General features: G+C 49.3%; 24 protein-coding genes and 1 tRNA gene. 9 read left to right on the plus strand and 16 right to left on the minus strand.

The window, feature by feature from the left end; genetic code table 11:
* Window positions 1–53 precede the first annotated feature (53 nt).
* The gene (gene dapF / locus ABWV76_RS08620; RefSeq protein WP_353375761.1) at window positions 54–884 is read left to right on the plus strand and encodes a diaminopimelate epimerase; all 831 of its coding nucleotides are present in this window, start codon (window positions 54–56) and stop codon (window positions 882–884) included.
* Window positions 885–1,012: 128 nt separating this feature from the next.
* Window positions 1,013–1,750 (plus strand): DUF484 family protein, encoded by a 738-nt coding sequence (locus ABWV76_RS08625; protein WP_020413690.1) that lies wholly within the window; start codon window positions 1,013–1,015, stop codon window positions 1,748–1,750.
* Window positions 1,751–1,832: 82 nt separating this feature from the next.
* On the opposite strand, the gene ABWV76_RS08630 is transcribed toward ABWV76_RS08625, so the two are convergent.
* The 5 genes from ABWV76_RS08630 to ABWV76_RS08650 form a co-directional block, all read right to left on the minus strand.
* Window positions 1,833–2,057, minus strand: coding sequence for a hypothetical protein (locus tag ABWV76_RS08630; RefSeq protein ID WP_282951910.1), 225 nt, complete (start codon window positions 2,055–2,057; stop codon window positions 1,833–1,835).
* Window positions 2,058–2,437: 380 nt separating this feature from the next.
* Entirely contained in the window at window positions 2,438–2,776 is a 339-nt protein-coding gene (gene glnK, locus ABWV76_RS08635; RefSeq protein ID WP_020413692.1) for a P-II family nitrogen regulator, read from the minus strand.
* Window positions 2,777–2,861: 85 nt separating this feature from the next.
* Window positions 2,862–4,121, minus strand: a complete 1,260-nt coding sequence (locus tag ABWV76_RS08640) for an ammonium transporter AmtB (protein ID WP_282951911.1) — start codon at window positions 4,119–4,121, stop codon at window positions 2,862–2,864.
* A gap of 55 nt (window positions 4,122–4,176) precedes the next feature.
* Window positions 4,177–4,515 carry a P-II family nitrogen regulator gene (locus ABWV76_RS08645; RefSeq protein ID WP_020413694.1) on the minus strand — a complete coding sequence of 113 codons (339 nt, stop codon included), beginning with the start codon at window positions 4,513–4,515 and terminating at the stop codon, window positions 4,177–4,179.
* Between the two features lie 51 nt (window positions 4,516–4,566).
* Window positions 4,567–5,280, minus strand: a complete 714-nt coding sequence (locus ABWV76_RS08650) for a TorF family putative porin (RefSeq protein WP_282951912.1) — start codon at window positions 5,278–5,280, stop codon at window positions 4,567–4,569.
* A 442-nt stretch (window positions 5,281–5,722) separates the two neighbouring features.
* Here ABWV76_RS08650 and ABWV76_RS08655 point away from each other — a divergent pair, with 442 nt between their 5' ends.
* From ABWV76_RS08655 to ABWV76_RS08675, 5 genes are all read left to right on the plus strand, one after another.
* Complete coding sequence (locus ABWV76_RS08655; RefSeq protein ID WP_020413697.1) at window positions 5,723–5,965, plus strand: accessory factor UbiK family protein; 243 nt, start codon at window positions 5,723–5,725, stop codon at window positions 5,963–5,965.
* A gap of 31 nt (window positions 5,966–5,996) precedes the next feature.
* Window positions 5,997–7,493, plus strand: a complete 1,497-nt coding sequence (locus ABWV76_RS08660) for a YifB family Mg chelatase-like AAA ATPase (protein WP_353375762.1) — start codon at window positions 5,997–5,999, stop codon at window positions 7,491–7,493.
* 140 nt (window positions 7,494–7,633) lie between these two features.
* Window positions 7,634–7,921: a putative quinol monooxygenase gene (locus ABWV76_RS08665; RefSeq protein WP_020413699.1), complete on the plus strand. Its 288-nt coding sequence runs from the start codon at window positions 7,634–7,636 to the stop codon at window positions 7,919–7,921.
* Between the two features lie 6 nt (window positions 7,922–7,927).
* Window positions 7,928–8,368 carry a MarR family winged helix-turn-helix transcriptional regulator gene (locus tag ABWV76_RS08670; protein ID WP_020413700.1) on the plus strand — a complete coding sequence of 147 codons (441 nt, stop codon included), beginning with the start codon at window positions 7,928–7,930 and terminating at the stop codon, window positions 8,366–8,368.
* Entirely contained in the window at window positions 8,368–8,562 is a 195-nt protein-coding gene (locus ABWV76_RS08675; RefSeq protein WP_020413701.1) for a putative antibiotic biosynthesis monooxygenase, read from the plus strand. Before ABWV76_RS08670 ends, ABWV76_RS08675 begins: the two co-directional genes overlap by 1 nt.
* A 118-nt stretch (window positions 8,563–8,680) precedes the next feature.
* Here ABWV76_RS08675 and ABWV76_RS08680 read toward each other — a convergent pair whose 3' ends face one another.
* The 7 genes from ABWV76_RS08680 to ABWV76_RS08710 all read right to left on the minus strand — a co-directional run bounded on the left by ABWV76_RS08680 (window position 8,681) and on the right by ABWV76_RS08710 (window position 13,813).
* On the minus strand, window positions 8,681–9,982 hold the full coding sequence (locus ABWV76_RS08680) for an amidohydrolase family protein (protein WP_353375763.1): 1,302 nt from the start codon (window positions 9,980–9,982) through the stop codon (window positions 8,681–8,683).
* A gap of 90 nt (window positions 9,983–10,072) precedes the next feature.
* Entirely contained in the window at window positions 10,073–10,936 is an 864-nt protein-coding gene (gene bla / locus ABWV76_RS08685; protein WP_353375764.1) for a subclass B3 metallo-beta-lactamase, read from the minus strand.
* 10 nt (window positions 10,937–10,946) lie between these two features.
* Window positions 10,947–11,909, minus strand: coding sequence for an alpha/beta hydrolase family protein (locus ABWV76_RS08690; protein ID WP_353375765.1), 963 nt, complete (start codon window positions 11,907–11,909; stop codon window positions 10,947–10,949).
* 125 nt (window positions 11,910–12,034) lie between these two features.
* Window positions 12,035–12,610 (minus strand): GNAT family N-acetyltransferase, encoded by a 576-nt coding sequence (locus tag ABWV76_RS08695; protein WP_353375766.1) that lies wholly within the window; start codon window positions 12,608–12,610, stop codon window positions 12,035–12,037.
* Between the two features lie 28 nt (window positions 12,611–12,638).
* On the minus strand, window positions 12,639–13,124 hold the full coding sequence (locus ABWV76_RS08700; protein WP_353375767.1) for a GNAT family N-acetyltransferase: 486 nt from the start codon (window positions 13,122–13,124) through the stop codon (window positions 12,639–12,641).
* A gap of 15 nt (window positions 13,125–13,139) precedes the next feature.
* Window positions 13,140–13,592 carry a YaiI/YqxD family protein gene (locus ABWV76_RS08705; RefSeq protein ID WP_282951922.1) on the minus strand — a complete coding sequence of 151 codons (453 nt, stop codon included), beginning with the start codon at window positions 13,590–13,592 and terminating at the stop codon, window positions 13,140–13,142.
* Window positions 13,589–13,813, minus strand: coding sequence for a DUF3565 domain-containing protein (locus ABWV76_RS08710; protein WP_353375768.1), 225 nt, complete (start codon window positions 13,811–13,813; stop codon window positions 13,589–13,591). The genes ABWV76_RS08705 and ABWV76_RS08710 overlap by 4 nt, the downstream gene beginning before the upstream one ends.
* A gap of 153 nt (window positions 13,814–13,966) precedes the next feature.
* Here ABWV76_RS08710 and rep point away from each other — a divergent pair, with 153 nt between their 5' ends.
* Window positions 13,967–16,000, plus strand: coding sequence for a DNA helicase Rep (gene rep / locus ABWV76_RS08715; RefSeq protein ID WP_353375769.1), 2,034 nt, complete (start codon window positions 13,967–13,969; stop codon window positions 15,998–16,000).
* Between the two features lie 37 nt (window positions 16,001–16,037).
* Here rep and ABWV76_RS08720 read toward each other — a convergent pair whose 3' ends face one another.
* Window positions 16,038–18,188 carry a hypothetical protein gene (locus ABWV76_RS08720; protein WP_353375770.1) on the minus strand — a complete coding sequence of 717 codons (2,151 nt, stop codon included), beginning with the start codon at window positions 18,186–18,188 and terminating at the stop codon, window positions 16,038–16,040.
* A gap of 323 nt (window positions 18,189–18,511) precedes the next feature.
* A complete protein-coding gene (locus tag ABWV76_RS08725) occupies window positions 18,512–18,931 on the minus strand; it encodes a c-type cytochrome (RefSeq protein ID WP_020413711.1) in 420 nt (139 codons plus the stop codon).
* Between the two features lie 189 nt (window positions 18,932–19,120).
* Here ABWV76_RS08725 and ABWV76_RS08730 point away from each other — a divergent pair.
* Window positions 19,121–19,197, plus strand: a tRNA-Arg gene (locus ABWV76_RS08730).
* 552 nt (window positions 19,198–19,749) lie between these two features.
* Here the strand turns inward: ABWV76_RS08730 and moeA are convergent.
* Both moeA and narL read right to left on the minus strand, forming a co-directional pair.
* Window positions 19,750–20,991: a molybdopterin molybdotransferase MoeA gene (gene moeA, locus ABWV76_RS08735; RefSeq protein ID WP_353375771.1), complete on the minus strand. Its 1,242-nt coding sequence runs from the start codon at window positions 20,989–20,991 to the stop codon at window positions 19,750–19,752.
* Between the two features lie 47 nt (window positions 20,992–21,038).
* Entirely contained in the window at window positions 21,039–21,770 is a 732-nt protein-coding gene (gene narL / locus ABWV76_RS08740) for a two-component system response regulator NarL (protein WP_020413714.1), read from the minus strand.
* Between the last annotated feature and the right edge of the window lie 131 nt (window positions 21,771–21,901).

A 21,901-nucleotide genomic window follows, 5' to 3' on the forward strand; every position in this document is an offset into this window, starting at 1 on the left:
AGCCTGAGAGGCATCCATATCCGTCAGGTACACAAAATCATTAGAGAAATGGAATGCGCGTTAAATTCAGCAAGATGCATGGGCTTGGCAACGATTTTGTGATGCTCGACGGCATCAGTCAAAGAATCAAACTATCCCCCGACAAAATTCGTCGAATTGCCGACCGCTGCCTGGGCATTGGTTGCGATCAGGTTTTACTGGTGGAATCTCCCCGCGACCCCGATGCAGACTTCCGCTACCGAATATTCAACGCCGATGGCAGTGAAGTGGAAAATTGCGGAAATGGCGCGCGTTGCTTCGCCCGATTTGTGCGCGACCGCCGCCTCACCGGCAAGAAGCGTTTAAAAGTCGAAACGGCCGGTGGCATCCTGCAACTTAAAGTCATGGATGGCGACCAAGTAAGCGTCAATATGGGCGCACCAGTGCTGGAGCCGGAACAAATCCCCTTCAGTGCCGATCGCTACGCTGACAGTTACCCCATTGATGTCCTTGACGAGACATATACCATCGGTGCCGTATCTATGGGCAATCCCCACGCGGTACTGCTGGTTGAGGATGTACAGCAAGCCCCAGTTGACCAGTTGGGACCGCTAATTGAAGCTCACCCGCGCTTCCCACAAAAGGTCAACGTGGGCTTTCTACAAATCGACTCCCGTGACAAAGCGCAACTGCGTGTGTTTGAACGAGGGGTGGGAGAAACTCGTGCCTGCGGCACCGGTGCTTGCGCGGCAATGGTTTATGCCCACCAGCGCGGGCTTGTGGATGAGAAGGTTGAAATTCACCTTCCCGGTGGCAAGCTGACAATTCACTGGAGTGGGCCAGGCCAGCCGGTTACTATGACCGGGCCCGCAACAACAGTTTTCCACGGGCAAATCATTATTTGAATAATTTTGCGGGCAAGATGGCGGCTATCCGACCTCCCGGGGAACTCTGTAGTACCTTTCGATAGTGGGCCCTTACCCACTGGGACTGTCATTTCACCCAAAACCCGAGCCAATAATGTAAATGGACCATGATGGAACAGACAGACGCCAATCAGAGCTCTGAAGAGATTGTCGCCGGCAGTCACAAGGAAACACAGCGGGATGACAAGCTTCTAGCTCGGCAGGTGGCTCGCTACCTGATGCAAAACCCAGAATTCTTTGTCGACCGGATGGACCTACTCGAAACCATCAAGCTACCGCGGGAAAATGGGAAGACCGTGTCTCTGATGACACATCAAACCAACCTCTTGCGAGAGCGCAATATTGAAATGCGCCAGCGCTTGGACCAACTACTGCACAATGCCCGTGACAACGACCAACTCTTCTTTAACAGCCGCCGCCTGATCCTAGCCCTTCTTGAAGCTCAGGACATCGGCGAAGCAACAGACGCTCTCTATTCCAGCTTTGCTAATGATTTCAATGTGGAATTCACCAACCTGACCCTATTTGGACCACTACCCAGTGCCCGCAGCCTGGGACAGGTACAAACCAGCTCACACGCAGGTGCAGAAACGGCAATTGGAGGAATTTTGCGTAATGGTCGCCCAGTATGTGGTGCCTTACGCCCCGGCGAGAAAGAATTCCTTTTTGGTGAAAGCTGGCAGGATGTCGCTTCCGCGGCGGTGGTTCCCTTAGGTAACCAGTTGGGCGTGCTCGCCGTTGGCTCTTCTGACCCTCAGTACTATCGATCAAGCCTCGGCACCCTGTTTCTTTCCTACATTGGCGAAGTATTAGAGCGCCTGCTGCCCAGTCTGATGGGGCGCTGAGACTGCACCTTCCAAAGCCCGGAAGGATCTTTAAAAAGAAATTGCCGCCATCCTCACTGCAGGCGCGGCAATCCCTCAGGCGCTAAATAGGGCGACTGCCGTATTTAGGCTGCGGTTTACGCGGGGGATCGGCAGTAACTTCCGGGTCAATTTCACTAATTGCCCCGCCGCTGGCGAGAAATTCCTCCACATCCGTGCTCAACTGGCTTCTGGCACGTTCACGGGAGGTAATAGAGCGTTCTTCGGCAAATTCCTCAGACTCTTTGCTGCGGGAGCTCTTGCCTTGATCTTCATAACCATCTTTCATAGCAAAACCCTGTAACCCTTACTCCTGTTACAGAGGGAGTACCTCTGTGCCGCCCCTTCCCGCGGCGAGAATGAAACCGAAAGCCACAATCTGTGGCGATCCCCTACCGCATCAAAGCGGCGATTAATATATAGGCACTCTCGATCTGAGCCGCCAGCCACAAGCAGCCGGTACAGTAGAGTTTTTTGTTGGGACAAAAACCGGGGAATATTACGGTTTGCTATGGGGAATTTAGCGACAATACGGCAGCCCACCATTGCAAATAACCTAAAGGCATCTAGGAGGACTAAGGTTTTGAAACAACAAAGCCCCGGAAGGGGCTTGTATAGGCACCAGACACAGATGGCCTGAGAGAAGAGAATAACTAAGTTTGCTGCCGATTAAACAGCCTCAGATCCGGTTTCGCCGGTCCGAATACGGATCACTTCTTCCAGTGCTGTAATAAAGATTTTTCCATCACCAATCTTCCCGGTCTGTGCAGCTTTGGTAATCGCTTCAACAGCAGAGTCCACCATATCGTCGTCGACCGCTAACTCCAGCTTAACCTTGGGTAGAAAATCCACCACATACTCAGCGCCACGGTAGAGCTCCGTATGCCCTTTCTGGCGACCAAAGCCCTTTACTTCAGTTACTGTCATCCCCTGAACCCCAACCTCAGACAATGCGGTACGCACGTCATCCAATTTGAAGGGCTTTACAACGGCCGTAATCAATTTCATTTCTTGTATTTCCCCTGATTTGTCTTCTTTGCGGGAACCTCAGTCAGATAGCGCCCCTACATGGGGCAGTATCGTCGCAGGACAACTATTTGCTCATAAATTCCGGGTAAGCTTCCATACCACATTCAGCCAAGTCAACACCCTCTTGTTCTTCATCTTCGCTGACACGAATACCGGTCACCAACTTAAGCAGATACCACACGGCAAAGGAAGTGACAAAAACCCAGAAGAAAATAGTCAATGCACCAACGAACTGGCCAATAAAAGAGGCACCTTCATTGGTCACTGGAACCAATAACAGACCAAGCAAGCCGACAACACCGTGCACAGAAATAGCACCAACCGGATCATCAATTTTCAACTTGTCCAAAGTGATAATAGAGAAAACTACCAGGACTCCAGCAACCATACCGAACAGGGTCGCCTGTAACGCAGTCGGCGTAGATGGTTCTGCAGTAATAGCCACCAAGCCGGCCAAGGCTCCATTCAACAACATAGTGAGATCAGCCTTCCCAAATAGCAGGCGGGCAGTAATTAGTGCGGCTATAGCCCCACCTGCTGCAGCGGCATTGGTGTTGAGAAATACCATAGCCACAGAATGCGCGCTGGCTGCATCTCCCAGCTTCAACACGGAACCGCCATTAAAACCAAACCAGCCCATCCACAAAATAAATGTACCAAGGGTTGCCAGCGGCAAGTTTGCACCGGGAATGGCATAGACCTGCCCATTGGGACCGTACTTACCTTTTCGGGCACCCAACAGTAGAACACCTGCCAGCGCGGCAGCAGCACCAGCCATATGAACAATGCCGGAACCGGCAAAGTCAGAGAAGCCAAGATCACTCAAACTGTACAGTCCAAATACATCTTTGCCGCCCCAGGTCCAGGAACCCTCAAGCGGGTAAATAAACCCTGTGAGCACTACAGCAAATGCGAGGAAGCTCCACAGCTTCATGCGCTCTGCAACGGCACCAGATACAATGGACATTGCGGTAGCAACAAATACTACCTGGAAGAAAAAGTCGGAAGCACCGGAATATACCGAGTCCCCTTCAAAGCCATTCTTGGCAGAATCGGCCAATACACCTTCAAGACTAAAGGCCTCTATGCCTGCAAGCATCCAGCTGCCATCATACATAATGGCGTAACCGGTCATCAGATACATAATGCATGCAATTGCAAATAGCGCGACATTTTTAGTCAGAATTTCAGTGGTGTTTTTTGAGCGCACCAGGCCTGCTTCTAACATGGCGAAGCCTGCAGCCATCCACATCACTAGTGCACCACACATTAGAAAATAAAACGTATCAATTGCATATTGCAATTGAAATACTTGATTCTCCATTTCTCTCTCCGTTTAATTCTTAGAATTTTAAAATCATTTATTGATTATTACTGACTCAAATAGCTTCACTACCGGTCTCTCCAGTACGTATGCGAACCACCTGTTCAAGATTAGCCACAAAAATTTTGCCGTCGCCGATTTTTCCGCTTTGTGCACTGGAGCCAATTACTTCCAATGCTTCATCCAGTTGCTCCTCAGTTACAGCAATTTGCAACATGGTTTTAGGCAAAAAATCCACTACATACTCTGCGCCCCGATATAATTCTGTATGGCCTTTTTGCCGGCCAAATCCTTTCACTTCACTGACTGTAACGCCTTTAACACCGGCCTCTCGCAGAGCATCCCGCACTGAATCCAATTTGAAGGGCTTGATAATTGCAGTAATCAGTTTCATGGATCTCCCCCACAAAAAAATAATGCCCGCTAACAATTGCGGGCGTTTTTATTACCAGGCGTAGGTTGCTCCAGCGAGCAAGGTGGGTTCACACCAGTCGGTATCGAAACACTCTCTGTCGCTCACATCAGTGCCAACAAAAGCAGCGCTCAGAGTAAGGCCGCCAAAATTTTTACTGAGAGTTGCGGAGTAATCGATATAAGAGTCGGATTCGTACAGAAATATTTCTTCATCAAATAGGTTTAAACCAACATGAAGGTCTAAACTAAAATCAGAAGGCAAAGAAAAGCTGTAACCTGCATATGGATAATAAAAATTGCCTGAATCGGCCCAATAATCATCTGAATATGCAAAACCTAGTGTTAGATCGGAGAAGGTTAGGCTTCCATAGATCTCTTGATAATCTTCATCGCGACCACTTCCATGATAGGCGTAATAAATATATCCAATATCATAGCTTATAGATTCATTAATTTCTGTGGAGTAACCACCGTAGAAATCTTGCTCATAATCAGTTTCATCACTGCCATAATCAAAATCCACTTGGGAAGCCCAGGTACCCAAATAAAAGCCATTGCCAACATCCAGATCCATTCCAGCCTGAATTACTGGCCTTCCATCACTTTGACTAATACCTCGAAACTTGTAATCTGAAACCAATCCAGCATTAACACTGAAACTTGGATCACTTTGCTCGGCAAAAGATATATTGCTAATAGCTAGTGCTAGGGCAGCGCCAGAGAAGACAGTGGCGATTTTGTTCATTTTAGTTTTCACCTTTAATCCTCCAAGATTTATTAAGTCTGAAATTTTTTGATTCTTGAAATGGCGCCGCCTGCAACCGGTCCTTTACTGTCGGGTATGACAGAGGGTCTCTTGCGTCTTGTGAACCGCTACTTTCCCGGACTCCCAGTGATCGTAAATGGCACACCTGCCCTGACTGTTTGCAGAGTTGATGCCAAAGCCGCAGCACTCAATAAAATCAATGAGTTAGATAAGAAAATGAGAAATTGAAATAAATACGAACAGAGCGCCCGCAAACCAGTGCGCACCAAGATGGCTCCAATTGTCGGTATATGCACAGAAGTGGGGAGTTCCTGCAGGAGCAAAGTTCAGAATAGTGCACCTTTAGGCAACTGTTGCGGCAAAACTCTGTGGGTTACAATCCAGTGCCAAAAGATATGAATTACTCAGTAAGGAGTTGCCTGTGGCTGCGGATAAACTGCAACAGCTACTGAAAGAACTGCAACAACAGGGCGCAGTGGTCAGCAATGACCTACGCAACGCTTTGGAAGTGTCTCTGGATAAGCTACCGCTGGTATCCCAGCGCGAATTCGATACCCAGGTGGAAATATTGAGGCGCACCCGTGAAAAACTGGCGCGCCTGGAAGATAAAGTGGAAATGCTGGAGCAAGCTCTGGCACAAAGGGATAACCAAGCCGAAGACTGAACTCTCCGGCAACCATTTCAGGAATGAAATTGTGAGCCTCTCAGTAACCCATGCCCGAGCCCAGTTAGGGGTATCTGCCCCACTAGTTACCGTAGAGACTCACTTGGCCAATGGCCTCCCCGCATTTCATATAGTGGGCCTTCCTGAAGCGGCAGTGCGAGAGAGTCGCGATCGGGTGCGCAGCGCCCTGATCAACAGCCATTTTGAGTTCCCCCAGCGTCGTATCACAGTCAATCTCGCCCCCGCCGACCTTCCCAAAGAAGGTGGTCGCTACGATCTCGCCATTGCCATAGGCATACTCGCTGCTTCGGGGCAGGTTCCCGCTGAAGCCTTGGCAAACTACGAGTTTATCGGGGAATTAGCCCTTACCGGCGCTCTACGTGAAGTGAGCGGTAGCTTACCCGCTGCCATTGCCTGCTCGGCCGCCGGACGCAAACTGGTAGCTCCCCGGGAGTGCGGAGCTGAAGCAGCACTGGCTGAGGGTGAAACTCTAATCGCCAGCTCCCTGCTGCAGATCTGCGCGGAGTTGCATGGACGTGAAAGCCTGTCCCAAGCCGTAAAATCTCAGGAGGAGCCCACCATCCAGTGCGCAGACCTCGCAGATATTCGCGGTCAGCTTAAAGCCAGACGCGCCCTGGAAGTAGCCGCAGCCGGGGGGCACAACCTGTTGTTCTATGGCCCTCCGGGAACAGGCAAAACCATGTTAGCCAGTCGTCTGCCCGGTATATTGCCACCACTCACAACTGCCGAGTCGATTGAGGTCGCCGCTGTCTACTCCAGTGCCGGTATGCCTCACCAAAGCCAGAGACCTTTTCGGGCTCCACATCACAGCGCTTCACCAACCGCTTTGGTCGGTGGCGGCAGTACTCCAAAGCCAGGTGAAATCTCACTCGCCCATTGCGGAGTATTGTTTCTCGACGAGATGCCAGAGTTTCCCCGCCATGCCCTGGAAATCCTGCGGGAGCCCCTGGAGAACGGTGAGGTGAGAATCTCCCGTGCACGCGCCCAGGTTACTTATCCCGCGAATTTTCAACTGGTAGGCGCAATGAATCCCTGCCCATGCGGCTACCTGGGTGAGCCCCGCTGTCGCTGCACCCCGGACCAGATAGACCGATATCGCAATAAACTCTCAGGCCCCTTGCTGGATCGTATCGATATGCAGATAGAGGTTGGTGCTATGAATGCTGTGCAACTGCAGGATGCAGCTCCTGGGGAACCATCCGAAAGTGTGCGGGTAAGGGTTTGCGCTGCACGGCAACTACAGGTTCAAAGGCAAGGACGTACCAACAACCTTTTAAAAGGGGCAGAGCTGGAAAAACACTGTACCCTGGGGGATAAAGAGAAACATCTACTGCGCCAATCAGTGGAAAAACTGGGCCTTTCCGCACGCAGTTACCACCGAGTGCTCAAAGTGGCTCGCACCCTGGCGGATCTCGCCAAGCAAGAAACGATAAGCTCTACGCAGATTGCCGAGGCTCTGGCTTACCGAAACCTTGATAGATGCCAGGTGGCCAGCTCTTTCAATTAGTTAATTCCTATAGACCAGAATCCTGTCATTTAATGCTGATAGGTGGCATTTCCCTAGATTGCTACATCAGCCACTAGCGGTTGACGTCTTTTGGGATATAGTTATCATGATAACTATATTAATACTTTGGAAAAGCGACTGTGAAAAGCCATCTATTTATCATTGCCAAAATCTCACCAAAGGCGGAGTTCTTCGAACAAGCCAAACGGGCAATCCTATCCATAGTTCCAAATACCTTGGAAGAGGAGGGCTGCCTGCAGTTTGCTGTACACCAGGATAAGAAAAGCTTGTTTTTATACGAAGAGTGGTGCAGCCAGGAAGACCTCGATAGGCATTACGCCATGCCCTACATCGTACCGATTTTTGAAGCTTATAAAGACTGGTTAAAAGAACCTGTAGAAATCAATAAGCTGGAAAGATTGGTGTAGCTCCCTATGTTTTTTCTTAAAGAACTACCTTCACAACAAATGGTGGAAGGCTATGCAAAGCAGTTTTCTGTAAATAACCCCAAAGCGATTCAGGATGCTCTCACCATAATGCGGGATGCGAGCCTGCTTTTGCGGGAGCTGGAAAGTTATTTTTCCGACCATGGGACATCCCAACTACGGTTTTTGATAATGATCGTTATCGACCGGGAACCGGAAAGAAATAGCTTACTGGTTTCGGAGATTGCAGAGCGTATCGATATTTCCCGGCCAGTAATGACGCGCACACTTAAAAGTATGGTGGAGGATAGACTCATCACCATAAAAGCAGATTCCAGTGACGGCCGGGCTAAATGTGTAGCACTCGCTACAGACGGAAAGTACTTTTTACAAAAAATATTGCCCGGATACTTCCGGATGATATCCAATTTTATGGAAGGCTTAAAATAATGAATAAATCTATACTACATGCCCTGTGTATATGGGCATTGGTTTATCCGATTGTCACTCTTTTACTATTGGCAATAAAAGCACTGGATCTACAAATTGCGACAGGACTGAAATCCCTGATCATGACAGGAATTCTCGTCCCCCTAATGTATTTCTATCTTGTGCCAAAAGTACATCGCTTGTTGGAAAAGTAAATATAAAAGCAGAAGACGGATGGCAAATATAAGGGCTAAATCCCAGCTTGGTTATTAAGCTGGGGATATTCAACCAAGCTTACATTGGCCAAAGAAAAAATTCTGAGTATATTTATCGCTAATTACTACTGGGGGAACTGACTAATATATGCCCCTGCTTAACACCAATATAAATCTTATCGAGAAACCCAAGATCCTCCAGAGGGTTACCCTCTAATATTAAGAAGCTGCCCTCCGCACCTTCAGAAAACGAGCCCAAGTGGCGCTCTGGGAACATCCACTTTGGAGTATCCATAGTTAGGGACTTCAGCAATACTTCTCTCGGTGCAATATCCAGAGTATCCAGGTAACGAATTTCACGAAGCACCGTACCGGAGAAGTTGTCACTCCCCATTAATAAGGGTACGCCCGCATTGCGTAAACGAGAAAGATTATCTTTTTGAACCGTCTGGATTTCCTTCAATTCATCTTCAGGATAGCTATGCTCAGAAGGCACACTGGCAGTAGCAATCAGCTTGGTACCTTGCTTAGCAGCCGCAGCAATAACAGCATCGTTTAACACATAATCCTGTCTATCAAACCCTTCATTTCTTGCGATTCGATACCCGGGCAAATGACCCAAGATATCTACACCCGCTTTTATAGCTATCATGGCATCATGAGCGGTATCCACATGAGCCACCACCGGAATCCCCAATTTATGCGCACGCTCGACAATAACCGGCACCAGCTTAGGATTGAGGCCATTAACTCCAAGGTATTTCTTATCACCATGGCGCTCCTCAAACTTTTCACTGCCAACAAGTATAATTTTAATAAAAGAGGGATGGTTAGCTTCAACTTTCTCCCATATTTGATCTAGATCCCCTTTATCCTCTGCCACCATGACCATTTCCTGGGCGCTTTTTAATTCATCATTGGTGACATTTTTTTTACCATTTAAAATCACCCTTAGGGGATGGCCATCAGAAGCCGTTATGCAGTCTGAGGCAAATAAAACATCCATGGTATCTTCACCGCTAAACTGCGTTTCCAACCCTTTACCAAAGCTGCACATCTGCACACTGTAAAAAACTCCGGACTTCACTTGCAAGGCCCCAAAATTCTTAATACCCCAAGGGTTTTGCAGATTGTGATTATGCCCCTCGGCATACGGTGGTACTACAAATTTTCCTCTGGCATCAATGATGTAATCAACTTCTTGTGGCCGAGTCTTGGTCAAGAGGCCATTCTCATCAACAAACCAGATCGCTGGCTTAAAACCCATTCCATCAAACCACTTCCCCCCTTCAATGGCAAAGGTATCAGCGTTGGCAACCTGCTGATATAGAAGCAAAGAAAAAATATAAGCCAATTTCAAAAAATAAAATTGAGATCCAGCATTCTGCTTGGGATACTTTTTGAATAATTTTGTAAACATCACATATTACCCTGCAATAACTATTACAATCTAAATCCAGAAGGGGACGTTAAAAATTTAACCATGTAGTTTCATATGCCCAGAGAGATTCTATTGTGAATTACTTGCAAGTTTTTTCTCCAGATTTTTGCCAGCTTTAGCTGCATATTTCTCGCAGCTAACCGCTTTCTTCTGCTTAGCTGTATCACGAAACACCCATCCACTTGCGCCCGCATGAGGTGTGATAAGTAGGTCACAGGGTAATTTACGCACCCGTTCAAAGCTCATTCGGTAATCTTGAACAATATCGGGATAACGGAGATTATTGACCAACTGATAACCCGGAGCCGTAAGGCTATCTACATAAGCGATATCGATAACCTTACTATCAACAGTATCCTGCCAAGTCCAAGCCATACTGCCAGGAGTGTGCCCCGGAATAAAATGTACACGAAGTCGTAAGTCCCCAAGGACAACTTGCTCTCCATGATGCAGGATACGGTCCGCGTTTACTGATGGGTATAAAATTTGATCTGCAAAATGAATATCATTAGCGCCACCACGAGCCATCAATACTGCCGACTCAGCATTTGTCACTACCTGGGCGCCGGTAATACGTTTTAGCTCGGCCAGGGGACCGATATGATCTGCATGGGCATGACTGTGCAAAATTAATTTCAGGTCGGTGGGTGCAATTCCCAATCTGCGCATATTTCCCAATAAGTGCTCAGCCGTTTGCTCCATTCCTCCATCAATTAGAATCGCACCTTCTTTACCCTTTAGCAGTAAAGAAGTAATTCCCTGGGTACCTATCTGCCATGTATTATCCGCTATCTTTAGCGGCGCTACCGGCTGACGCCAGGATTCCGGCACTTTATAGGTATCCAGTTGCGGCAATACAGGGAAATTTTCTGCCATCGCAATACTGGAATAAGTTGCCATTACTATTGCGGCTAATTTGATTCTTATATTCATCTATAGGTCTCTATTTCTTTTTTCCTGTATCGGAGACACATCCAGGAGCTCCATTCAGTACAGCGTCTTCAATCCAGCCAGTAATCCGCTCAAATACCTCACCTCGGTGACTGATCCCATCAGTATCTGTCATAAAGTGATCGTAACCAGAATACTCCCAATAAGTCAGCTCACAGCGCCCGGCGGAAACATAAGCATCTCTCGCTGCACGGCCGGAACTGACCGGAGCAGATTTATCCTCTGCGCCCTGAATCAACAAGACAGGGGCACGACTATCCAGTAAGTCATTGACCGGTACCCGATCAGCGACATCGGCCCACCAACGCATAGAGTTTCCACCCCAGATTTCCGCGCTTTTGGGGTTGGCTCGGGCATAGGCAAGTTTGACATCCACCTCTTTAGCGACATGGGGTGGAACCAAACCCTTTAACACCTGAGCAAACGACTCCCCCAACCCGCTTGAAAAAACCACTGCGGCATCGGGATTTAACCTGGGCGCCAATCGGGCAACAAGGTCACCGCCCTCGGAACCACCAAACAGGACCAGCTTGCCATTCCACCAATCGGCCCCGCGTAGTTGGTCAACAATTTGCTCAACATCTAGCGTACGCTGCTCAACAGTATGATTGGCTATGTATTCCTGAGAACAATCTTTAAATTGTTCTTCGGGGCTGTCGGTATGGGTTACTCCATATTTCTCTACCATTAAAACGGCATAATCCACAGCCATCTCTTTGGCCTGCTGAAGAGTGGTGTTTTTAATTGCCGGTAAACAGCCAGAGCCCTGGGCCATCAGGAACAAACCAATTTTTCCTTTATTCGCTGGTTTTTCCAGAGACCAATAAAGTGATGAACCATCCGGGCGCTGACTGATTTTGAGAAAAGGTTCAGCAGATGCACTGAGATGAACAACCATTAGCAAAAGGCCAATAGCCGTTATAAAGATCGACTTAAAAGAAAACCACCATCCCATAGCGAGAACTCCCTATCCTCACCTGACATCGGAAGTGAGGAAATATCTGACTGGTTATTATTAATAAGAGAGCGAACCTTTTTCACCTTCCTATCCGAACCCAGCCAAGAGCATTTGTTCCCAGGCTAGTCGAAGCCAATTACATTAAATTTTTTCCAGTCACTGGCGCTTAGACGATATAGGCAGTGACGCAGTAAAGGACTTTCGCGGGGAACCTGCGGGTGCTCAAAAACGAGAAAATCCCTCTGCATACCCAAGCGTTCCATTACTTTTTGAGAACGAATATTTTGTAACGGCGTAAAAGATACCACCTCATTAAGACACAGAGAGTTAAAAGCTACATGAAGAGATGCCCGTGCCGCTTCACTGGCATAACCCTTACCCCAAAAGGGGCGAGCCAGTCGCCAGCCAATCTCTACCGCCGGGGCAAAGGGCAGGTTATCGGTCACATTTTTTATACCGACAAAGCCAAGAAACTCTCCGCTCTCCCTGAGCTCCAGAGCCCAGAAGCCCCATCCATACTTTTCTATATGTGCGCTACTACGATCGACACCCGCATCACTTTCTTCCCGTGTCAGTAGCGAAGGGAAAAACTCCATCACACTGGGATCAGCGTTCATTTCGGCAAACACGGGCTTGTCTTCTTCCCGCCATTGACGTAGCTGCAGACGCTCGGTAGCTGGTTGTATTAATTCAGACATCGGATAATCACTATTCTATTATCTGTTCTCACTGAAAGCCTTCAGCCGGTGCGACCATAAAATCACACAGATCAAGCCATTCGCGTTGTTCAGGGTAGGCAACTTGTATAAAACCCAACTTATCGTAGAGTCTGCGCGCCGCCAAATTAGTACGCAATACAAACAAAGAGCACTCCGCTACACCCAGGGCTTTGATGCCGGTTTGTGCAATAAGTGTTACCAGTTCTTCCCCAAGGCCGGCCCCACGGTGATTTGGGGAGACAATCAGACGGCCCAAATGGCACCGGTCCAGGTGTTGGTAATATTGACCGAAGGCGAGCATTTCTCCTTCTCGATCCAGAAGAACATAGCTTGGCAACTCCGGCCACCGGCAGTCCTCTAGAAAAGATCCTTGATCGAACGGAAATCGGAAATTGGGGCCACCCCACTGTTGGCACTGCTGTTTATCCGGCAACCAGGACATCAACGTTGGCAGTTGCCATTCCTGTAATGGCTCCAGCCTTAAACCTTCCATGGCCATCCCTCCAGCCTATTTGCGACTTTTTGCCAACCACCGATCTAACTGATCGGCAAAGGCTTTGCGGTCCGCCTGGCTAAGCGCTGGCGGTCCGCCAGTATGGACGCCGCTGGAGCGCAGGGTATCCATAAAGTCCCGCATATTAAGTCGCGCGCGGATATTGGCTTTGGTGTAACGCTCTCCACGGGGATTTAGGGCTTCAGCACCCTTATCGATCACTTCTGCCGCCAAGGGGATATCGCTGGTAATGACCAGATCCCCAGCCTCGCAGCGCTGTACTATCTCGTTATCCGCCACATCAAAGCCGGCAGTTACCTGCACAGAGCGGATATAGCGCGACGGCGGTACCCGCACCGCCTGGTTGGCTACCAGTGTCAATTCAGTGGCAGTGCGCTCGGCGGCGCGAAACAGAATTTCCTTAATAGCTACCGGGCAGGCGTCGGCATCAACCCAGAGTTTTGTCATGGTTGTACAACCTTTTCGAGCGTATCGGGCGGTGCACCCTCATCGCATTTCTTGCAATTGAGCTGGAAACCCAGCATGGACTCGCGCCCCTCTTCAGTGATCACCCAGGGCCGATTGATCCAGGGGGGATTGTGGCGTACATGTTGAAAATGGCCACAGGTGAGCTCCGCCACCCAGTGATCCTCTTCATCCAGGTGGTAGCCGGCGATGGGTTGTTGCATGGGGTTACACAAGCAGGAAATAAGGCGCAGTTATAGCCAATCCCAAGTGCAAAGTACACATACGGTCGATCGTTCTCAATGGTGCTGGGAGGATTCGAACCAAGGCTGCTAGAATCCCCCGCTTTCTCGCCACGCGAAGATGCAACCCCATCTATGACTCAGCTCAATCCCCGCCAATCTGAAGCCGTGAAGTATGTCGATGGCCCCTGCCTGGTTCTGGCCGGCGCCGGCTCTGGCAAGACCAGCGTAATCACTCGCAAGATCGCCTACCTGATCGAGCAGTGTGGCTATGCCGCGCGCAATATCGCCGCCCTCACCTTTACCAATAAGGCGGCGCGGGAGATGAAAGAGCGGGTGAGCAAGCTGCTGGCGGGCCCGGATGGCAAGCGCTCCAAGGCGAGTCACGGCCTCACCGTGTCCACCTTCCACAACCTGGGGCTTAATATCCTGCGCAAAGAGTACCGCGCCGCCGGCTTTAAGCCCGGCTTCTCCATCTTTGATGCCGAGGATGCCCGCGCCCTCATCAAGGAGCTGATGCTGAGAGATGGCGACCTGGATACGGATCTGCTGGATCGGGTACAAAACCAGATCTCGAACTGGAAGAACGATATGCTCACCCCGCGCCGCGCCCTGGAGCAGGCACAGAGTCCCGGTGAGCAGGCTATCGCTATTGCCTATGACCGATACTGCGAAGCCCTGAAGGCCTACAACGCAGTAGACTTCGACGACCTGATCCTGCTGCCGGTGCAGCTATTCGACAAAGACCCGGAGCTGCTGCAACGCTGGCGCAAGAAAATTCGCTATCTGCTGGTGGACGAATACCAGGACACCAACAACTCCCAGTATCTGCTGGTAAAACTGCTAGTCGGCGGACGTGGCGGCCTCACTGTAGTGGGGGATGATGACCAGTCTATCTACGCATGGCGCGGCGCACGCCCGGAAAATATGAGCGCGCTCAAGACCGACTTTCCCAACCTGCGCCTGATCAAACTGGAGCAGAACTACCGCTCCACCAGCCGCATCCTTAAAGTGGCCAACCATCTGATCGCCCACAACCCCCACGAGTTCGATAAAGCACTGTGGTCCGATCGCGGCCTGGGTGAAGAGATCCGCATACTCAAGGTGGCCAATGAAAATGAGGAAGCCGAGCGGGTTGCCAACGAGATCTTCCTGCAAAAGAGCCGCCGCGGCTGCAAGTTTATGGATTTCGCCGTGCTCTATCGCGGCAACCACCAGGCGCGCCTGATCGAAATGAAATTGCAGGAACACCAGGTCCCCTACCAGATGTCCGGCGGTACTTCCTTCTTCGCCCGCGCTGAAATCAAGGATGTGATGGCCTACCTGCGCCTGTTGGTAAATCCGGACGATGACAATGCGTTCCTGCGCATTATCAACACCCCACGCCGCCAGATAGGCACCAGCAGCCTGGAAGCCCTGGGCAACTATGCCAAGGGTCGCGAAATCTCCATGTTTAAAGCCTGCTCGGAACTGGGCTTTAAGGAGCATATCAACGAACAGGGCTACGAGCGCCTGAACCGCTTCGCCCTTTGGCTCGAAGGGGTGCAACGCAACTGTCGCGATACCTCTGCCAATGGCGCCCTGCGTGAAATGTTAGAGGATATTGACTACGCCGGCTGGCTCTCGCAAAACGCCAGCAGCGAGAAGGTGGCCGAGAAGCGCATGGAGAATGTGTACTGGCTGCTGGAAAGCCTTAACAAGATTATGGAGGGCACCGACGATGAGCTGGAGCAGGATATCCGCTTGGAACAGGCTATCTCCAAACTGATCTTGCGGGATATGCTGGAACGCCAGGAAGAAGAGGAAGCCACCGATAAGGTCAGCCTGATGACCCTGCATGCCGCCAAGGGCCTGGAATTCCCCCACGTGTTTATGATCGGTATGGAAGAGAACTTACTTCCCCACCGCAACAGTATTGAGGATGACAATATCGAAGAAGAGCGCCGCCTCACCTACGTGGGTATCACTCGCGCCCAACGTACCCTCACCATGACCCTGGCGGGCAAGCGCAAACAGTTTGGCGAAACCCAGGACACCACACCCAGCCGCTTTATCGACGAATTGCCGGAAGAAGATGTGCTGCTTGAAGGGTTTGGTAAGGCGACGCCGGAGCAGAATCAGGCAAAGGGGGAGGAAACTCTGGGGTCTTTGTTGAGTATGTTTGATTGAGGCCGCAAATGCGGCCTCACTTAGCAGCAAGGAATCTCTATTCTGAGATGATAACTACTGATCTGGTTTGTGGATCAATCTCAGCCACACTGTTAGGATTGCTTAATTTAGCAAAAAGGCGATTACCTGCTTTTGTGAAAGCTGTAATTCTATACTTAGTATCATTCCCAAAATACTGCTTTTCCTTCATTTGCTTTTCCTCTAGATCAAATTCGAAATAGCTTGCAGACTCATCCCATGTTGGAAACAGTAGGCTGCCCTGTTGAGAATCAAAAAACATGCTAGTTGAGTTGGGGAAATTCAGAGAGGACTCACTGCTAAGTAATAGCTCTCTATCCCCTGTTTCTAAGCTAACTTCATATATAGCTCTAACGCCACTACGTGGAAAGCCAAGGGCATATACAATAGCCTTATCAAAATCTACTTCTATATCTGATAAGCCATCCCATGTCGGGCCGGTACCATGCTGTTCAGTTCCATCGGTCAAAATGGTTCTATTTCCTGTAGATAGGTCAACTTTCAATAGTTGCTTCCAAGGGTTAATGATTACGGCTGTTGTTCCTTGAGCATCAACTTCCACGTCCGAAGGATATTCAAGTGAAGTACAGCATCCAATATCATTTCCCGCTGATATTGCCCTATCTCCCGTTTGAGTGTTTACAATCTTGATATCATTACTACCAGAGTCTGCAACAAAAATGTTTCCCTGTTGGGAAATAGACAAATCATTCGCATGAGAAAATTTAACACCAAGACCATGATCTGGGCCAGAAATCACCTTACGATCTCCGCTATCGACATCAATTGACATTATTTTCCCTCCTGCATCTGACCACACCGAGGAAGTTAATGTAACTAAGTAATTATTAATAACATCGTACTCAAAGCCAGGAATAGAAATCCCTGCTATTGATGGACCTTTGCCGCGAAAATTTCTTGAAACCTGAGTGATACTTCCATTGCCCAATATCACTTTATAAAGCTGTCCAGAAGACTGTGATAGTATATAAGCAACATCATTTACGCGATCAATTTGCAAAGAGGCCAATTCAAAATCGGCGGAAATAAAGTCCACACTCTCCATATCAATGATTTTGAATATATTATTATTATTTAAATTAAAACCATATAAATTTTCAACTCCATCTCCAGAAAGTTCTGAGCTAGCCAAAAAATATAAAATAGGTTTATCTGGATGTGATGCCGCAGCTGTTACTCGAGTAATCTTTTCAGGAGTGTCGTATAGATTCTTATATAGATTTCTATCTCCTGTCTCCAGGTCGATCATATACAAAAAAGATTGGATCTGCCCCCAAACAGCAGTATCGGAAAATGCATAAACAATCTGACTATTGATCGCTACTTTAGTGTCAGACTCCAATTCTGGGCCTTTCCCTTTATTCACCCCAGAAACTGAACTAAAAATACCTGTTGTAGGATCAAGTACGTCTATTTTTCCCGAATTATTCCAATAAACTTTTCCTGAAACTTCATCAACATCAATACTGGCATATTCCGTTTCAACTTCATATTTTTCTAGAACCTCTCCTGTATCCAAAGACAATTCTGCAAGATACTCCAAAGTCGTCACATACCATTTATTGCGAATTTCATCTATTGCCATTGCAGTTACTGATGGCAAATCACCTTCAAAGCGATTAAAAGCAAAATTAGATAGTTGTATCTTTGTTGGATGTGGCCCTGCATATAACTGACTATTTTTTGAATCTATTGCCAGAGCTCCATAAGCCCTACGTGCGAAGCCATCATGAGCATTTATTCTCAATGGCTGTAAAATCGTCTCATTCCCTCCAGTATCAACTACTTTAATCACAAACTCCGTAGTAGGTTTATCCACATTTACTTCCAACTTCCAGTTAGAAAAATTATCTGTGGTTTCAGTTAATACGTCATTGACATACACGCCTTTAATTTGCATATCATCGCTAGCAGTACCACGAAGAATAACTTCACGCTGATAAGTCCAGGTATCCTGAAGAGATGGGAATGTAATTGATACTTCAGGAGGTACCTCATCTGTGTTTGCTGAATCAACTACACCACCTGATCCTGCAGCAGGAGAATCATCAGGGGCTTCCAAATTTCTACCTCCACCACTACCTCCACCACCACAGGCAGCCAATACAAACGATAGAGCAGCGAAATAGAAGAGTGTCCCCAGCTTCATACGTAAAATCCTTGTGTTTTTATATACATATTTTTACAAGCAGGCGCGGATAATACAGATTCTATAGGGCTGGAGGGAAACAACGCCTAATTACGGTTTATTACATTTATCGCTTCGAGATATTTAATAACAAATACTCATATAGTTATTAAGGACAACTAAAAGTACTTCTCTTTATACGACATCTAATAAGGAGATTAGAAAGTCAAAGATCTAACTTAAAATCGCTGTTTAAGAAAAGCCAATAAGTTGAATATTTTGATTTAAATTTAGAAATAAAAAAGGCCGCTAAATAAGCGGCCTTTTCGATAGTAAGTAGAAGCTTACTTACTGTTATCCACCATGTAGTCCACAGCGGCTTTAATCTCACCATCGCTACAATCCATACACAAGCCCTTAGGCGGCATGGCATTGATACCCTTAATAGCATTGGTATAAAGAGTGTCCATTCCCTTGGCAATACGCGGTGCCCAGGCTGCAGCATCACCAAACTTTGGTGCACCTGCAATACCCATGGCATGACAAGTTGTACAGCTGGCATTGTAAACAGCCTCGCCGCTACGTTCGCCACCACTTGCGCCCTCAGGAGCTGCCGCTACTGCTGCCGCGCACTCCTCGCCTTTCATACAGGTCTCACCTGCCGGAGCAATGCGCTCTGCAATTTCTTCGTTAACAGACTGCTGGGCCACTGCCGCAGCTGCACTGACGGCCAGTACCGCCACAATACCCAAAATACTCTTCATACTATTCCCCCAAAGGACCGAAGTGAGATGGCCCGTAGACTATCGAATTACTGCCGCAAACTTCTACGCCGCGCATTATAAGCACTGCACCGCCACCTGCCAAAGCTTACGTAACCTTGCCGCAAGTCCTTTCGCACACCCCTACCCTTCTGTATAATCCGCCTCCCACTGGCACAGATAGCCAATTAACCGCCCGTAGCTCAGCTGGATAGAGCGTCGCCCTCCGGAGGCGAAGGTCAGAGGTTCGAATCCTCTCGGGCGGGCCATATACAAAGAAGCCCGCTTATGCGGGCTTCTTTGTATATGGCTAACTCCCAGGTTTTGTTCGAACTCAGGTTCGACTCGGAGGCAGCAAAGCTGCCGGAGAGCAGCGAGCCCAAAGGGCGAAGCTAATCCTCTCGCACACTCCCCGCTTATGCGGGCTTTTTTGTATATGGCTAACTCCCAGGGTTTTGTTCGAACTCAGGTTCGACTCGGAGGCAGCAAAGCTGACGTAGAGCAGCGAGCCCAAAGGGCGAAGCTCATCCTCTCGCACACTCCCCGCTTATGCGGGCTTCTTTGTATATGGCTAACTCCCAGGTTTTGTTCAAACTCAGGTTCGACTCGGAGGCAGCAAAGCTGCCGGAGAGCAGCGAGCCCAAAGGGCGAAGCTAATCCTCTCGCACACTCCCCGCTTATGCGGGCTTCTTTGTATATGGCTAACTCCCAGGTTTTGTTCGAACTCAGGTTCGACTCGGAGGCAGCAAAGCTGCCGGAGAGCAGCGAGCCCAAAGGGCGAAGCTCATCCTCTCTCTCACAGGCTACCCGCTTAAGCAGCCTTACCCCAACGGCACCCCCAAAGGCTCAATCACCACCTGTTCCCCCGCTTCCACGCTGCCACTCTCCCGCGCCAAAACAATAAAGCAGTTTGCAGCAGCTAGCCCTGTGAGAATATGGCTTCCCTGGGTACCAACAGGTTCAACTACCAATACCCCATTTTCATCACTGTGATAAACACCCCGCTGAAAGTCGGTACGACCGGGCTTTTTCTTTAGGGGTTTTAGAAGCTTGGCCTGCAAGGTCTGCGGGCCAGTCCAGTGATCGCCTTTCATTACACTCAGTGCGGGCACGGCCAGCTGGTAGAAAGTTACCAGGGCGGAAACCGGGTTGCCAGGCAGGCCGAAGAAAGGCGTCCCTTGAAGGAAACCAAAAGCGAAAGGTTTGCCGGGTTTCATCGCCACTTTCCAGAAACCGATCTCTCCCAGTTCTTCCAACACTTCGCGGGTGTAATCTGCCTCACCGACAGAGACACCGCCGGAGGTGATAATGGCATCGGCCTCTTGGGCTGCACGCCGCAACGCATCGGTAATAGCCTGTTTGTTATCGGGCAATATGCCCAAATCCAAAACCTCCAGATCCATCTGGGCCAAGGCTGCCAATAGAGCAATACGGTTACTATCGTAGATATCGCCCTTGCCCAGGGCTTCACCGGGCTGGCGCAGTTCATCACCAGTTGAAAAAAGAGCGATTACCGGTTTGCGCACTACTGTCACTGTGCCAACACCGGCAGCGGCAAGCAAGGCGATATGGGGAACGCTGATACGCTCTCCAGCTTTAAGCAAAATGGAGCCTTCAGCTACATCCTCACCGCGGCGACGGATATGATCGCCGGAGCGAACCTCGCAATTTATACGTATCGATTCACCCTGGGCATCAACATTTTCCTGCATCACCACCGTATCCGCACCGGCAGGTACTGCCGCTCCTGTCATAATGCGCACACAGGTACCCGGGTTCACCACACCATCGAAGGGCGCACCGGCAAAGGATTTACCGATCAGCTCCAGCGGTAAGCCACTGGCAAGGTCTTCATATCGCAGGGCGTAACCATCCATCGCGGAGTTGTCGCAGGGCGGTAGGTTTACTGTGGAGATAACATCTTCAGCCAATACCCGACCATTCGCTTGGGCCAGCGGTAATATCTCAGTACCCTCAATAGGGTTCAGTGCCTGCAGGAGTTTCTCGCGAGCGCTCTCTATGGGCATCAGGCCCGGCTGGCTACAACAATCAATGGTGGGCATGGAAAAATTTCTCTTACTTCAATCCTTTGCAGTTGGGGCAGTGCCGGTCAGTGCGCCCGGTCCTGGGACTCTGAACGCTTTTGATTGACCATCCACACGGCAGCTTCCACGCGGGAGCGCATCCCCAGTTTCTTCAACAGATGTTTGACGTGTACCTTCACGGTTGCATCACTAATATCTAACTCGCGGGCAATCAATTTGTTGCTGAGGCCATCAGCGATCAACTGCAATATCTGGTATTCGCGGCTGGTAAGGGTAGAGAGAGTATCTGCACCGGAGTTATCTGGCTTGCGTAGGGCCGAAGCAAGGATCTCCGTAAGGCGCTGGCTGATAGCGAGCTTGCCGTGGGTGGCCTGGATCACCTGGTCGAGAATATCTTCCGGTTCCATATCCTTGAGAAGATAACCATCGGCACCGGCGCGGATACAGGACACCACGTCGGCATTGTTATCGGAAACCGTCAGTATCACGATACGCGAGGAGACATCGGCAGCCCGCATAGCCCGCAAGGTATCCAGCCCATCCATACCGCGCATATTCAGGTCCAGCAGAATAAGGTCCGGCTCATACTGCTTGGCCAACTCCAGCGCTTCCTCTCCGCTACTGGCTTCAGCCACCAACTCCAAACTGGGCTCCATGGCAAACAGCTGCTTGAGACCTTTGCGGAACAGGGGGTGGTCATCGACCATCATTACCGTGGCAGAAGAAGTCATGGGAGATCCTACTTCATTGGTGAGAATTGGTTTAAATCTGAACAGTGACTTTACCATAGCGTCCATTGGCTGCGCTTACCCCTAAAGAGGTAGCTGTTACGCGCGGGAGCAAAAGGGTTACTTACTGTTGGTAATTGAGCGGGCTAAATCCCCGGCCCATAGTGGCAGCACGAATCATTTCGAGGAGGAGTGGCCGC

This window comes from Microbulbifer sp. NBRC 101763, assembly GCF_040371615.1.
Taxonomy (GTDB): Bacteria; Pseudomonadota; Gammaproteobacteria; order Pseudomonadales; family Cellvibrionaceae; genus Microbulbifer; species Microbulbifer variabilis.